Origin of the sequence: Streptomyces sp. NPDC005374, assembly GCF_042872225.1 — a bacterium.
GTDB lineage: Bacteria > Actinomycetota > Actinomycetes > Streptomycetales > Streptomycetaceae > Streptomyces.
The window spans coordinates 359,592-373,939 of sequence record NZ_JBIAKA010000006.1 but is presented as its reverse complement, the minus strand read 5'-3'; the positions used below and the strand labels follow the sequence as shown (position 1 = coordinate 373,939).

Below are 14,348 nucleotides of genomic sequence, written 5' to 3'. Positions count from 1 at the left end.
GACGGGCGAAGGGCCGGCCGCTGCGATCCGTCGGCCTGTGACCTGCGGTCACGGCATGATCGCCTGCCTGGCCGGTCCCTTGCGAAGGGCGTAGGTGACTGTGCCGCGCACGGGCCGGTCGCAGGGCCGCGGGGGCTGCCAGCCCGGAGCGGGGTCACCGTCATGTGAGGGCGGCGGTCAGCGCGTCCTCCAGGAGGAACGCCGCGAGGACGGCGAAGGTGACCCCGGCGACCATGTTCACCGTCACGGCCGTTCGGCGCCCCCGGACCAGTCCCTGTCCCACTCGGCCGGCGAAGAGGCCGATGGTGCTGTCCCAGATGAATCCCATCACCAGGAAGATCAGCCCGAGGGTGAGCAGCTGGACCCAGAGGGGGCCTTGCTCAGGGCTGGTGAACCGCGGCAGGAACGCGGCGAAGAACAGCACGGTCTTCGGATTGAGGAGATTGGTGAGGACGGCGCGACGCAGGACCTGACGTTCGGGTGGTGTCTCGGGCACCGCCGTGGGCGTGTTCCTGGCCGAACGGATCGTGGTCACCGCCAGCCAGTCGAGGTAGAGACCGCCGACCAGTTCCACCACCATCAGCACGGCGGGGGTCGAGCGCAGCAGGACGGCGAGACCGAGGGCGGCGGCCGTCACGTGCACGACCATGCCCAGGGCCATTCCCGTGGCGGAGACGAGACCGGCTCGCGGGCCGCGTTCCAGTGCCACGGCCACGATGTACGCGGCGTCGGGCCCTGGAGCGATGGTGATGATCGCGACTGCTGCCAGGTAGGCCGGCAGAAGAGTGAGGTCCAGCATGACAACCTCCCGCGCTCGGATGGAGTAACGCATAACTACACTTCATCACGTTACCCGCCTGGAGTGGTCTCTGCAACGCGAAAACGACCCGCAACGCGTTACACTGGTGTGTATGGCAGTCACTTTCACGGAAGTCCCGCTCGCGACGCTGACGGAACTGGTCAACGGTTGGGGCACGCTGCCGCGCCTGGAGGACGGCCGAGGAGGCGCCCCTCACCTGCCCGTTTCCGACATCGCGGCGCATCTCGAGCTGCCCGCGACCGTGAGCGCCGCGCTGACCCCGGAGGCACTCGCCCACGCGGCGGACCGTCTTCACGAGATCTTCTCCGCCCGGGACGCCGATGCGTGCGCGCAGAGCCTGACACGTCTCCTGTCCGACAGCGGTGTCCGTCCCGTCGTGGAGACCGGGGCCGCGGGCACGCTGCACGCCGCGTGGAGCGCCGACGACGTCGATCACGTCCTGGTCGGGGCGGCGGCGATCACCCTGCGCCAGTACCTCGTCGCCCACGGGTTCGCGCGCATCGGCATCTGCACCGGTGGCCACTGCGCCGACGTCTACATCGACCAGTCTCCCGGCGGCCGACGCCGCTTCTGCTCGGTGACCTGTCAGAACCGGACACGTGTGGCGGCCTTCCGCAGTCGCAGGGCGCTTGCCGCCGACTGAGCGCCCGGTCCCGGGGGGCCGCATCAGGGCCGCGTGAAAGGGTCCTGGCCGCTCAGCTCCTCGATGCGGGCCAGGGCGTCGCCGCCGAGCAACTGCCCGGCCGTGACCTCCACGCCGTGATCGCGGGACAGCTGCAGACGGATCTTGCTGGCCATCAGGGAGTCGAGGCCGTAGTCGCTCAACGGCCGCCTGTCGTCCAATTCGGCCGGCTCCATCCCCAGCGCGGCGGCCGCCACGTCGCGGACGGGGCGAGAAGGGCGAGTGGACCGCGTGTGGGGAGGCTCGCCCGCCGTGACGGCAACGGCGGGGTCGGGACGGTGCAGGTGTGCGGGCGACGCGGGCTCGCGGGCCGGGTGCCGCCGGGACAGCCGAGAGGCGATGTGGGCGGCACGGGCCCGTAACCGCGAACGGCGGATGCCCGATGCGGTCGGCGCGGACGCGACGGCCAGCCTTCGCAGCCGTATCCCGGCGAAGGAGGCCAGCACCCGGCCGTCGGGGGCGATGGCGGTCACATCGGCGACCGAACCGGCTCCTGCCGCCGCGGACAAGCGGCACGTGCTCCAGAATTCGTCGGGGAGATCCTCGAAGAGCTGCACGGAGTCGAACGCCTCGGGAACGTAGGAGACGCCCCGCGACGCGGGTACGGCGGCCAGCAGAGGTTGCAGAGCCGCTTCCCAGGCCGCCGGCGCCGGGGCCTTGGGGTGGCGCATTCGTGCGACCGCCTCCCCGTCCCGACGCCACAATTGCTGTACGGACCGCAGCGCCTCCCCGACGTACAGTCCCTGACGTTCCGCCCCCCGGTAGAAGGCGTCGGCGGAGACGTACCTGCGGCAGCGGCCGAGAGCGGCGTCCAACATGTCCGGGGCGTCGGCGCATTCGGCGCCCCCGACCGGTCGGACCAGCGCCGTGGCGCACGGGACCGAGGAGCCGGAGCCGCCCCTGACCGCGTCCACCGCGGCGTGGCGCGACCCGTCGGGCGACGGCGCGCCCACCGTGGTTCGCAGCGAGAGCTGCTGGTCGGCCGTGATCTCGACCGGCTCTGTGCCCAGTTCGACATGGTCGAGGGCGAAGATCTCGCCCGGCGCCGCGTCGCCGGCGGCTTTCAGTGCCGTGGCCAGGAACACGGCCGGCGGCACCGGCGTCATGCCGTGGAAGACCACGCCGGGATCCTGCGCGGGCAGACCGAGGTCGGCCAGCTCGTCCTGGCGTACATGTCCCGAGGCGGGCGGCGGCGTACTGGGGTACCGGTACTGCGTCAGGTCCCACGAGTAGTGGGGGAGCGGGACGGGAGTGAAGGGCCTCGGGTAGCGGCGGCTCCAGTCCACGTCGGCGCCGGAGGCGAACAACTGCCCTGCAGCACAGAGGAGTTGCAGTCCGCCGTCATGGTCGCGGCGCAGGGACGCTACGGCGGTGCTGTCGGAGGGGGCGAGGATCTCGTCCAGCGCGCCCTTCAGGACCGGATGCGGGCTGATCTCGACGAACACGCTGTCGTGGGACCGGGCGAGGTCCTCGACGCTCCCGGTGAACCGGACGCGGCTGCGCAGGTTGTCCGCCCAGTAGGGGGCCGTAAGTTCCGGGCCGCGCAGGGCTTCACCGGTGACCGTGGAAAACAGCGGGGTCGTCGCCTGCGACGGTGTGAGACGCGCGAGTTCGGCCAGGAGGTCGTCGTGGAGCGTGTCCATCAGCGGCGAATGGGAGGCCACGTCGACCTTGACCGGCCGGCACAGCACGCCGCGCTCGCTCAGGGAGCGGCACAGTTCCTCGAGCGCATCCCGCTTTCCGGCCAGCACGCTGGCAGTGGGGGAGTTCTCCGCCGCGACGCAGACGGCCCCTTCGTAGGGGGCCACGGCCGACGCCGCGTCGGCGGCGCCCAGTTCCACGGCGGTCATCGCACCCAGCCCGGCGGTGCGTTGCATGAGACGGCTGCGGCGACAGATGACCGAGGCCGCGTCCTGGAGGGACAGCGCCCCCGCGACGTACGCGGCGGCGACTTCGCCCATGCTGTGACCCACGCAGACGTCGGGGGTCACGCCGAGAGCACGCCAGGCGGCGGTCAGCGCCACTTCCAGCGCCCACAGCACCGGTTGGACGCGCTCGACCTCCGTGGGCAGGTCGTCCGCGTGCAGCACGTCCACCACCGACCAGCCCAGTTCCCGCCCGATCGCCGCGTCGCAGGCCAGTAACTGTGTGCGGAAGGCAGGGGAGGACGCGTAGAGGTCTCGTCCCATGCCCAGCCACTGGGAGCCCTGGCCGGGAAAGACGAACACCGTCCTGCGCGGCTCGCCGAACCCCGCCTCGCCGAGGCCCCCTTGGGGGATCCGACGGCCCGCGGCCAGGGCACGCAGGCGCTCGGCCATGTCCGCGTGCGTCGCGGCCACCACCCAGAGCCGCTGGGGGAGGGGGTCGCGGCATGCGGCGGCCGTCGCGCAGACATCGCGCAACGACTGTCCGTGACCCGCACCGCCCGGCTCCAGGTGCGCCGCGTGGTCGTCGGCCAGGCGGAGAAGCGCGGCGCGGGACTTCGCCGTCAGCACCAGCAGGTGCGGGGTGCCGGCGTCCGAGTCCGAATAGTCGGGGTCCGGGACCGAGGCGTTGACGTTCCCGACAGGGGTGTCCGGATCGGACGTGGGCGCCCCCGGCCCGTCCGGGACGTAGGCGCCGACCACCACATGTGCGTTGGTGCCGGAGAGCCCGAAGGAACTGACGCCCAGTAGAGCCGCGGGGCCCGCCGGACGTACGGGAACGTTCTCGCCCACGACCCGCACCGGCAGTCCGTCGTCCGTCAGAAGCGGGTGCGGGTCGCCGCAGTGCAGGGATGCCGGGATCTCGCCGTGATGTGCGATGAGCACGGACTTGATGAGGCCCGCGATCCCCGCCGCGGCCTCGGCGTGCCCGATGTTGCTCTTCACGGAACCGGTCAGCAGCGACCGCTCGCCGCCCCCGCCAGACGCGAACGCCGCGGCCAGAGCCCGCAGTTCCACCGAGTCGCCCACCGAAGTGCCCGTTCCGTGCGCCTCGACGTAGTCGAGCTCGCCGGCGGAGACGCCCGCGCTGCGGCAGGCCTCCTCGATCATGTGGACCTGCCCGTCCACCGAGGGGTGCAGCAACAGGCCGCTGGCCCGGCCGTCGTTGGTGACCGCGGAGCCGAGCAGCAGCGCGAGCACCGGGTCGCCGTCACGCTCGGCGTCGGACAGCCGCTTCAGCACCACTGCGCCGACACCGTCGCTGCGCACGAAGCCGTCACCGTCGGCCGCCCCGAACCGGCAGCGGCCGCCCGGCGAGAGCATGCCGCCCTGGGAGTAGGCGATGGCGTCGTCGGGGGCGAGGACGATGTTCACGCCGGCGGCGATCGCAAGGTCGCACTCCTCGGTGAGCAGGCTCTGTCGCGCGGCGTGCACGGCGACGAGGGACGACGAACAGGCGGTGTCCATGACCACGCTGGGGCCGCGCAGGTCCAGGGCGTAGGAGACGCGGCCCGCGGTGACGGCGCGAAGTCGGTTGCCCACCACCTCGTGCACGTCGCGGTGCCGGTTGGGGGAGCCGGCGTCGCCGTACTCGGCGGTGGCCTGTCCGACGAACACCCCGCCACGGGAGCCGGCCAGGCTCGACGGCCGGATGCCGGCGCATTCCAGGGATTCCCACGTGACGTGCAGCAGTAATCGTTGCTGCGGGTCCATGTCGGTCGCTTCCGTCGGTGAGATTCCGAAGAAGGCGGCATCGAAGCCGAAGGCATCGGTCAGGAAACCGCCGTGCCGGGAGACCGTGCGGCCCGGGTCGACGCTGCGCTCGCTCAGATAGGGGGTGACGTCGAATCGTTCGCGGGGGACCGGTGACACGGCGTCCACGCCGGTCAGCAGGTTCGCCCAGAAGGCGTTCACGTCGTCGGCGCCGGGGAAGCGGCAGGCCATGCCCACCACTGCTATCGGCGATCGGTCGTCGGCCGGGGCTTGCTCCATCTCCAGGTCCGCCTTCTGTGTGAGGGCTGTGCCCGGCGGTCGACGCGGGACACAAGGACTAGCTGAGACTAGCGAAGTACAAGAATATACTAGGACTCAACTTTGTCCCCAAGTCAACACCTGGCGGCTGATGGTTGGCAGGTCTTCGGCGTCGGTCATCCGGGGGATGACATGCGTCTCCCGCGACCGGCTCCGCCAGGCGGCCCCGGCAAAGAGGGCGGCCCGGACGGGGTCGGTGACGGCGCCGGTCGTCGGCCGTACCGTGCCGTGGTTCGTGGTGGCATCCGACTCCCCGGTCCGGAAGGACCCAAACCGGGCTGCGGGGAGCGGGATGCTCCGCGCCTGTCGGTGAAGCGCGGTCAGCCCCTGGAAGCGGCCTTCGCATCGTCGGCCCCGGGCGAGGCCCAGCCGCGGCGGGCGTAGGAGAGTGAACCGGCGAGGATGATTCGCACGATCTCGCGCAGCTCCATACGGAGCGGGGCGTGCGCGTCCGGCGCCTGGGACCAGCGGTAGAGGTGCCCCAGGTAGGCGTCACGCAGGATGTTGCCCACGCGGGCGGGGTCCACGTCCGGGGCGACGTCCCCCCGCTTGCGGCCGGCCTCGATGATGTCGGCGAAGATCCGTGCCGTGTACGGCTCCTCGAAGATGGGCCGGCCCGACTTGACCCAGGCGGTGAGCATGGCCGGGACCACGTCCCGTTCCGACTCGTTGAAATCCGCCAGGACCGACATGCAGCGCTCGAGGTAGACGGCGACGTCGTCGTGGGGGCCTTGCGGGGTCTGTTCCATGGTGGCGACGAGGTGCTGCCTGCGCTTGTCCGCCCAGGCCAGGACGATGTCCTCCTTGCGCTGGAAGTAGTTGAAGAAGGTTCCGCGGGCCACGTCCGCGCGCTCGGCGATCTGGTCGATCGTCGTGCGCTCGTAGCCCTGCTCGGCGAACAGGCTGAGCGCGGACGTGTACAAGGAGTCGCGGACACGCTGCTTGCTGCGCTCTCGGCGTCCCATGGGGACCGGCCCTGCGGCTGTCATGAAGGGTGCCCCTTTCGCCCCCGCGTCATATTTGGACCATAGTACAACATCGTGGGTGGCATATGTCGAGCCATTGGGGGCGGTGCATTTTTGACGCGCCAGGTCCTGCCCTGGTCTGGGGAGCCACCCTGCCTGGTGGCGATCAACCAGGCGTACATGGTGGCGAATTGTCGTAGTTTCTTGCGACGGAAGCTTCTTGAGTAATCCTGGGATGTAGTCTATACATGGACTGCAGTTCAACTAAGTGGACTCACAGGGGAGCGGCTCCGATGCACGCGTCACTTGGTACGGAACGAGCGACCATCGGCCGGGACGACGCCTGGCGCTGTGTGGTCTCCACCGTGGAGCAGGCCGAGGCGGGAGCCGCTGCCGTGCTCCTCGTGCAGGGAGGGCCGGGAATCGGCAAGTCACTGCTCCTGCGCGACGCCGCCGCATGGGCGGGCGCGCGAGGCCTCCCGGTCGCGACGCACAGGGCGGACTTCGGTCACGGTGGCGTGACTGCCGTGGACGAACCCGCCGACGGCACGCCCCACTTCGTCGCTGTCGACGACGTTCAGTCGCTCTCCTCCTCTGCGGAGCGGGCACTGCGCAGGGCGATCCGCCGCAGCGGCGAGGCCGTGGTGTGGATGCTGGCGGCACGCCCCGGACGCACCGCCGAGCGGCTGCTCCGCGAATGCCCGGGCATCGTGACGCGCACCATGCTGCGTCCGCTGACCGAACCACAGGCGACCGCGTTGGCAGCCAAGCTGCTGGGCTTTCAGATGCTGCCCGGTCAGGTCGCGCGTCAGGTGGCCGAGGCCGACGGGGATCCGCAACTCATCACCGAACTCGTCCAGGGTCTGACGGAGGAGATACCCGCCCCTGGGGCGGCGTCCGGCGGCCTGGCGACGCGCGACTCACTGCCCGCGCGTGTACGCATCGCGGTCGAACAGCGGCTGGCGCGACTCTCGCCGCGCTCGCGTCAGGCCGTATGCAGGGCCGCCGTCGCGGTCTCCGCGCCCGGGGCCGACGCCCCGTCCTCCCGGACATCCTTGAAGCGGCACGAGTCCACCGTTCTGGCGCCCTTCCTCGAGGAAGCGGTGGCGGCCGGACTCCTGCGGACCTACGACGACGGCCGCGTGGCCTTCACCAGCCCGTTGCTCCGCAGCGAAGTGGCACGCTCCGTACGCCTCTCCCCGTCCGGGTCCCGGTCCGAGGGACCCGGACCCGCGCAGGAACCGGCGGCGCAGGCCGCACCGGGCCCCTGCGCGGCGCCGGAACGCGCTCCTGATCCGGCCGCCCGGGTGGAGGAGCTGTGGCGCGCCGGAAACGCCGTCGACTCGCTGCGCATCGGCCGCCGGGTCGTCTCCGAGGACGTCGGCCTGCACGGGACGTCGACCGCCGCGGCGACGGTCTCCGGGAAACTCGCCGCGATGGGCTCCGCCGACGAGGCGTGGCAGATGCTGGACCGGGCGCCCGAGGAGCCGCTCAGCGAGAGCGGCCGGTCCTGCGAGACGACACTGGCCCGTGCCCGCCTGCTGCTGCGGGCGGGCAGGATCGGTGAGGCCCGTCGCGCGGCGCAGCGCGTCACGCGCTTCGACGACACGGCCGGAGCGGCGGCCTACCGTCCCATGGGGCAGGCGCTGGCAGCCTTGGTCGCGCTGCGGTGCGGAGACCTCTCCGAGGCCGTCGACCACATGGACCACTGCCTCGTGTCACTGCAGGGCAGCGACGCGCCCCTCGACTCACCGATGTACGGCTGGGTGCGGGCCCAACTGGTCGCCGCCCGCCATGGCGCACGCCCCGCGATCCGGCTGCTGTCCGCGACGGACGGCGAGCCGGGCGCGCACCTGTGGCGCGAGCCGTCCCTGTATCTCGAGGAGCCCGGTGCCGCCGCCTGGCTGGTCCGGCTGGCGCAGAGCGTCGACGACCCGGAACTCGCCGAGGACGTCGTCGACAGGACGGCGGAGATCGTCGACCTCAACGGCGGGTTGCCGGAGACGGCCGCCGTCCACGAACACGCGCGCGGGCTCGTGCTGGGGGACCTGGACGCCCTGCGGGTGGCCGCGGCCGGGCACTGCGACGCATGGGCGCGAGGCTGCGCACTCGAGGACCTGGCCGTCGTCTCGCTCCGGACCAAGGCACTGGGGCAGCACGAGTGGACCCGGACCCTGGAGTCCGCCTTCGAGGAGTTCCGCGCCTGCGGTGCGGATCGCGACGCGGCGCGCGTGCGGCAGCGGCTGCGCACGGTCGGCCGGTACACCCCCTCCCAGCGGTTCCGGCGCGAGAACGGGACCGGCTGGGAGACGCTGAGCGAGGTGGAACGCACCATCGCGCACCTGGCGGGTTCCGGGTTGACGAACCGTCAGATCGCCCAGCGGGTCTACCTCTCGCCGCACACGGTCAACTACCACCTGCGGAAGATCTACCCGCGCCTCGGAGTCGGTTCCAGGGTCGAACTGAGCAGCGCGATGCAGACGGCACGGGCGTAGCAACCGCCCGAGACAGCGGTGCGCGCAGTCAACCTTTCCCCCGCACGGGAGCCTCACGCTCCCCAGGCAGGAAGCAACAGGAGTAAGACGTGACCCGGAACTCTCCCGTACACCGCGTCGCGGTCGTAGGCGCCGGTGCCGCCGGCGCGCTGACCACCGTCCACCTGCTGAACCGTGCCGCGGAGCACGGGGTGGCCCTCGACATGACGCTGATCGATCCGTCCCGGCGCTCCGGCCCCGGGCTCGCCTACGGCACCCGCGAGCGGCACCACCTGCTCAACGTGCCGGCGAGCAGGATGAGCGCGCTGCCCGACGACGCCGGGCACTTCGTGCGCTGGCTCACCGCCCGCCGACCGTCCGCAGTACCGGAGGACTTCGTCCCGCGCCGCGACTACGGGCAGTACCTCGCAGAGGTGCTGGAGCACGCCGCCCGGACGAGCCGGTCAGGACGGCCGCGCCGACTGCACGCGAAGGTCGTCGGCGTGCACCGTGAGGCCCGGGAGATGACGCTCACGCAGGCCGACGGTGCCCGGCTGCGAGCGGATGCCGCCGTGCTGGCCCTCGGCAACCCGGTCCCCGCGGCCCAGTGGGCCGGCGACGAACTGCGCTCCAGCCCACGCTTCGTGGCCGACCCGTGGGCGCCGGGCGCCCTGGACACCGTCGAGGACACGGGTGACGTCCTGCTCGTCGGCACCGGCCTGACCATGGCCGACGTCGCGGTCACCCTCGCCGGCCCCGGCCGGGTGCTGCACGCGGTCTCACGGCACGGCCTCGTCCCGCACCCCCACCTCGCCCCGCCGGCCCCGCCCGCCGCACCGTGCCCGCTTGACGGTGCGCTCGGCCTGGACGTGCTGCGCCGCGACATCCGCCGTCACCTGTCCGCCTGCCGGCGCGAGCACGGCGACTGGCGACCGGGCATGGACGGACTGCGTCCGTTGACGGCGGACCTGTGGCAACAGCTCACCGAGGAGGACCGCACCCGGTTCCTCCAGGAGGACCTGCGCAGTTGGGAGGTGCACCGGCACCGTCTCGCGCCCCCGACGGCCGCCCGTCTGCACGCGCTGCGCGGGCGGGGCAGGCTGCGGGTGGCCGCCGCCGAGATCGTCGGCGCCGCCGTCGACCGCGCCGCCGTGCGCGTGCGGCTCAGCGACGGCAGGCAGCTCCAGGTGACCGCGGTCGTCAACTGCACCGGTGCGCGCACCGATCTGCACCGGGCCGGGGACCCGCTGGTGGACTGCCTCCTGCGCGACGGGACCGCACGGCCGGGGCCGGCGGGCCAGGGACTCGACACCGCGGGCGACGGACGCCTGGTCCCGGCCACCGGGCCGGCGGCACCGCTGTGGACGATCGGCGCGGTCCGGCGCGGCAACCTGCTGGAGACCACGGCGATACCCGAGATCCGCGGTCAGGCAGCGCAGGTGGCCGACAGCATCCTGAACTCCCTCGCGCCGCGGACCGGTTCCACGTCCGCGGGACGCGGTGTCGTGCCGGTCACTTCATCCACCTGACCGCCGTCGCCCCAGGTACAACCTCGGAGGGCCACCCGATCATCACGATCGGGTGGCCCTCCGCATGCCGTCGGTTCGCCCTATCCCAGCGTGACGATCCGGCGGGCCCGTGTCATGACCGCCTCGGCGGTGATGCCGTTGCGGTTCAGCAGGTGCTCATGCCCCCCGCTGCCCGCGGCGAAGGCATCGGGCACACCCACGCGCAGCACGGGTGCGCAGGGCCGTGCCGCGGAGATGACCTCGGCGACGGCGGACCCCAGACCGCCCTGCGCCCAGTGCTCCTCCACGGTGACGATGCCGGCCGTCGTGCGCGCGGCGTCCAGCAGAGCCGCCTCGTCCAGAGGCTTGACGGTGTGCATGTTCAGCACCCGCGCCGAGATGCCCTGCGCGGCAAGAAGACCGGCGGCCTCCAGCGACCTCAGGACCGGATGAGGGCCGGTGGCGACGATGGTGACGTCCGAACCCTCGCGCAGCGTCTGCGCCTTCCCCAGCCGGAACGGCTCCGCGCCGGGCGGCAGGGCGGGGGTCGCCCCACGGCCGAGACGCAGATACACGGGCCCGGGAAGCGCGTCCGCCGCTCGCACCATGGTGGCCGTCTGGTCCGCGTCCGCGGGCACGAGGACGGTCATGTGCGGCAACAGCCGCATGACGGCGAGGTCTTCGAGACAGTGGTGCGTGGCCCCCAGATGGCCGGCCGCCAGACCGCTGTGTGTGGCGGCGATCCGGACCGGCAGGTTGTTGCGCGCGATGTCGAGCTTCACGGACTCCAGGGCCCGGGTGGTCGCGAACGTGGCCATGGTGTTGACGAACGGCCTGCGTCCCACGGCGGCGAGGCCCGCCGCCGTGCTGAGCAGGTTCTGCTCCGCTATCCCCAGGTTGACGTAACGGTCGGACAGCTCACCCCAGTCGACCGGACCGAACAGTCCCGTGTCGCTGTCCAGGCACACCACGCGGGCATCGGCCCGCATGAGGTCGACGAGCTGATCGCGGTACACCTCACGGTTCGGCCGGGGCGGCTCGGGAATGGTGCCGGGGGCGTCGAGCAAGGTCGTCGGCTGCGTCATGATCGGCTCCCCCTCGGGTCACGGGCAGTGAGCGAGCTCTGCGCCCGCCGCCGCTGCCGGTCGGTCAACTTGGCGTAGTGGCTGCGTACCTGGCCTTCGACCTGGGGCATGCCCTTGCCCTTGACGGTGCGGGCGATGACGACACGTGGCTTGCCCGTGGGGATCGCCGGCGGACGAAGGGCCTCGGCCAGCCGGCCGGGATCATGGCCGTCGATGTCGTGGACATCCCAGCCGAAGGCCGCCCACCGGTCCGCCAGCGGCTCCAGTGCCGCGTTGTCCTCGGTGGACCCGGTGATCTGCAGACGGTTGCGGTCGACCACCGCCACCAGGCGGTCCAGGCCGTGCGTGCTCGCCGCCATGGCCGCCTCCCACACCGATCCCTCCTGCAGCTCGCCGTCGCCCATCACGACGTAGCACCACCGGTCGGCGTCGGCGAGACGGAACCCGAGCGCGTGCCCGACGCCCACCGACAGGCCGTGTCCCAACGCGCCCGTGGACCACTCCACGCCGGGGATGCCGGCGTGCGGATGAGCGGTGAGCGGCGCGTCGGGCCGGGCGTAGCGGTCGATGTGGTCCTGGGGGATGAAGCCGTACTCGGCGAGCGCCGCGTACAGACCGATCGCGCCGTGCCCCTTGCTCAGGATCAGGACGTCGCGGTCGGGCGAGTCGGGGTGCGCCGGGTCGATCCGGAGCACCGAGGAGTAGAGGGTCACCAGGATCTCCGTCAGGGACAGGGATCCGCCCAGGTGACCGCCTTCGGGATTCGCGCACATGTCGACGACACGTCGGCGTACTCGCCGGGCGTGTTCGGCCGTACTGGTCTCGTTCATGGGGAGTCGGGCCCGGTCGGGCCGCTGCTCCTTTCCGCGGTCAGCAGGGACAGTGCGGGACGGACGGCCGGATCGGCGCCGAGCGCCTCCAGGGCCCGGACGAGGACGTCGATACCGCGCAGGTAGTCCTCGATGAGGATGTGCTCGTTGTCGGCATGGTCCAGGGCGCTGTCGCCCGGGCCGTACGTGGCCATGGGAACGTCCCACACCTCGGCCAGCGTGTTCATGTCGGAGGTGCCGCTCTTGACCTTCCAGACGGGCCGGTGGTGCTGGGCGCGGATCGCGCCCGACAGGGCACGCACCACCGGGTCGGAGCGATCGGTGCGACAGGCGGCGACGGAGTTGATCAGCTCCAGGCGCCCCTTGGGGAGCTTCGCGGTGAGCTGGTCCACGAGCCGGTCCACGTCGTACAGCGGCGGCGTACGGACGCTGAACTCCGCCTCGGCCACGGCCATGTCACCGCTGAGCGACACCAGGGTCGGACCCGGCGTCGCGAAGCTGTGGTTCCCGATGTCGGGACCCAGGACGTCGAGCAGCGTGGCCCAGGCACCGCAGAGCAGTTCCGTCGCCTTGGGCGCCGGGTTGGAGGGATGCGTCGGGTCGCAGCGCACCTGGTAGGACAGGTCGGTCTTGCCCTTGTAGCCGACGACGACGGTGTCCCAGCCGCTCGGTTCGCCCACGATCAGGGCGTCGGGCCGGGCATGGTCCGCGCGGATGTGCATGGCCCCGCGCGAAGAGGGCGTCTCCTCCTCCACGGCGCCCACCACGGTGAGCGAACCGGGGAAGCCGCGCGCGACGGCCGTGGCGGCGGCGCAGATCATGGCGGAGAGCGGCCCTTTCGCGTCCACCGCGCCACGCCCGTACAGCCGGTCGCCCTCGACCCGGACCGGTATGTGACCGGGGATCGTGTCCATGTGCCCCAGGAGCATCACCGAGGGGCCGTCGCCCCGGCCGATGGTGCCCACGGCGTTTCCGGCCGCGTCGATCTCGGCCGTGAACCCCAGGTCGCGCATCAACGACACGATGTGAGCGGCCACTTCCCCCTCGTGGCAGGAGGGGGAGTCCACCTGCAGCATGCCGTGCAGCACTCCCACGGCGTAGGGCTGCGACGAGGAACCGATGTCGTGCGCCGGGTGCGTGGTCATCCCGCCACCTCCCAGGCGCCGGAACCGGCCCCCGAGCCGGCGACCGCCACGTCCGTGCCCCGGCCGGCGAGCGCCGCCTCGACGGGAGAGGGAACGCGGCCGTCGGCGATCACCACCCGGTCGCAGCCCTCCTGCAGCGCTTCACGGGCCGCGATCAGCTTGAGCCCCATGCCGCCGCCCCGGTGCGGGGGCGGCCCGCTCGCCGGCACTTCGCACACGTCGAGCGCGGAGGAGTCGTCGGAGGGGTCGGCCAGCACCCCGGGAGCCCCGGTGAGCAGGACCAGCACGCTGGCCTTGAGCGCCCCCGCGACGGCGGCTGCGGCCCGGTCGGCGTCCGTGTTCACCGGATGTCCGTCCTCGGCGACGGCGGGCGGCGAGATCACCGGCAGACAGCCCCCGTCCAGCAGGCCCTCCACCAGTCCGGTGTCGACGGAGGTGATCTTCCCGGTGTGGTTGTCGCGCACGATGGTCGGACGGCCCGCCACGATGGCGCGCAGCGCGGACTTGCGCCGTGCCCGCAACAGCCCGCCGTCGAGCCCGGTCAGGCCCACGGCGCGGGTGCCGCGCCGGTTCAGCAGGGATACCAGGCGGGGTTTGGCCAGCCCCGCGAGGGCGAGTTGCACGACCTCCAGCATGCTGCTGTCGGTGTGGCGCGTACTGATGCCGTCGGGCGCGGTGAGCGTGCGGGACTCCACGCCGAGGCGGGACGCCAGCTGCTCGATGTCGGCGGAGCCGCCGTGCACCAGTACCAGGCGCCGCCCCCGTTCCGAGAGGCGGGCGACGTCGGCGCAGACGGCCTCGGCATTCACGGCGGCATTGCCGCCGCACTTGACCACGATGGTCTCGGTCATACGGCGATTCCCCTCAAGCGGATGTCGGACGG

10 protein-coding genes are annotated in these 14,348 nt (G+C 72.1%); 3 read left to right on the top strand and 7 right to left on the bottom strand.

What is annotated here, in order from left to right; all coding sequences use genetic code 11:
- Window positions 1-160: 160 nt before the first annotated feature.
- Complete coding sequence (locus ACFYRX_RS17940; RefSeq protein WP_389100562.1) at window positions 161-799, bottom strand: LysE family translocator; 639 nt, start codon at window positions 797-799, stop codon at window positions 161-163.
- Between the two features lie 112 nt (window positions 800-911).
- On the opposite strand from ACFYRX_RS17940, the gene ACFYRX_RS17935 reads away from it, so the two are divergent.
- Window positions 912-1,463 (top strand): CGNR zinc finger domain-containing protein, encoded by a 552-nt coding sequence (locus ACFYRX_RS17935; protein WP_389100560.1) that lies wholly within the window; start codon window positions 912-914, stop codon window positions 1,461-1,463.
- 23 nt (window positions 1,464-1,486) lie between these two features.
- Here the strand turns inward: ACFYRX_RS17935 and ACFYRX_RS17930 are convergent, their stop codons facing one another.
- Both ACFYRX_RS17930 and ACFYRX_RS17925 read right to left on the bottom strand, forming a co-directional pair.
- Entirely contained in the window at window positions 1,487-5,419 is a 3,933-nt protein-coding gene (locus ACFYRX_RS17930; protein ID WP_389100559.1) for a type I polyketide synthase, read from the bottom strand.
- Window positions 5,420-5,778: 359 nt separating this feature from the next.
- Window positions 5,779-6,447 (bottom strand): TetR/AcrR family transcriptional regulator, encoded by a 669-nt coding sequence (locus ACFYRX_RS17925; protein ID WP_389100557.1) that lies wholly within the window; start codon window positions 6,445-6,447, stop codon window positions 5,779-5,781.
- A 269-nt stretch (window positions 6,448-6,716) separates the two neighbouring features.
- Between ACFYRX_RS17925 and ACFYRX_RS17920 the strand changes: the two genes are divergently transcribed.
- Both ACFYRX_RS17920 and ACFYRX_RS17915 read left to right on the top strand, forming a co-directional pair.
- Window positions 6,717-8,918, top strand: a complete 2,202-nt coding sequence (locus ACFYRX_RS17920) for a LuxR C-terminal-related transcriptional regulator (RefSeq protein WP_389100555.1) — start codon at window positions 6,717-6,719, stop codon at window positions 8,916-8,918.
- Window positions 8,919-9,007: 89 nt separating this feature from the next.
- The gene (locus ACFYRX_RS17915; protein ID WP_389100554.1) at window positions 9,008-10,426 is read left to right on the top strand and encodes an FAD/NAD(P)-binding protein; all 1,419 of its coding nucleotides are present in this window, start codon (window positions 9,008-9,010) and stop codon (window positions 10,424-10,426) included.
- Window positions 10,427-10,506: 80 nt separating this feature from the next.
- Here the strand turns inward: ACFYRX_RS17915 and ACFYRX_RS17910 are convergent, their stop codons facing one another.
- Genes ACFYRX_RS17910 through ACFYRX_RS17895 form a run of 4 tightly spaced genes read right to left on the bottom strand, consistent with a single transcriptional unit; the run spans window position 10,507 to window position 14,316 of the window.
- Window positions 10,507-11,490: a transketolase family protein gene (locus ACFYRX_RS17910; protein ID WP_389100553.1), complete on the bottom strand. Its 984-nt coding sequence runs from the start codon at window positions 11,488-11,490 to the stop codon at window positions 10,507-10,509.
- Window positions 11,487-12,320: a transketolase gene (locus ACFYRX_RS17905; RefSeq protein WP_389100552.1), complete on the bottom strand. Its 834-nt coding sequence runs from the start codon at window positions 12,318-12,320 to the stop codon at window positions 11,487-11,489. The genes ACFYRX_RS17910 and ACFYRX_RS17905 overlap by 4 nt, the downstream gene beginning before the upstream one ends.
- On the bottom strand, window positions 12,317-13,465 hold the full coding sequence (locus ACFYRX_RS17900) for a M20/M25/M40 family metallo-hydrolase (RefSeq protein ID WP_389100551.1): 1,149 nt from the start codon (window positions 13,463-13,465) through the stop codon (window positions 12,317-12,319). The genes ACFYRX_RS17905 and ACFYRX_RS17900 overlap by 4 nt, the downstream gene beginning before the upstream one ends.
- A complete protein-coding gene (locus tag ACFYRX_RS17895; RefSeq protein WP_389100549.1) occupies window positions 13,462-14,316 on the bottom strand; it encodes a [LysW]-aminoadipate kinase in 855 nt (284 codons plus the stop codon). The genes ACFYRX_RS17900 and ACFYRX_RS17895 overlap by 4 nt, the downstream gene beginning before the upstream one ends.
- Between the last annotated feature and the right edge of the window lie 32 nt (window positions 14,317-14,348).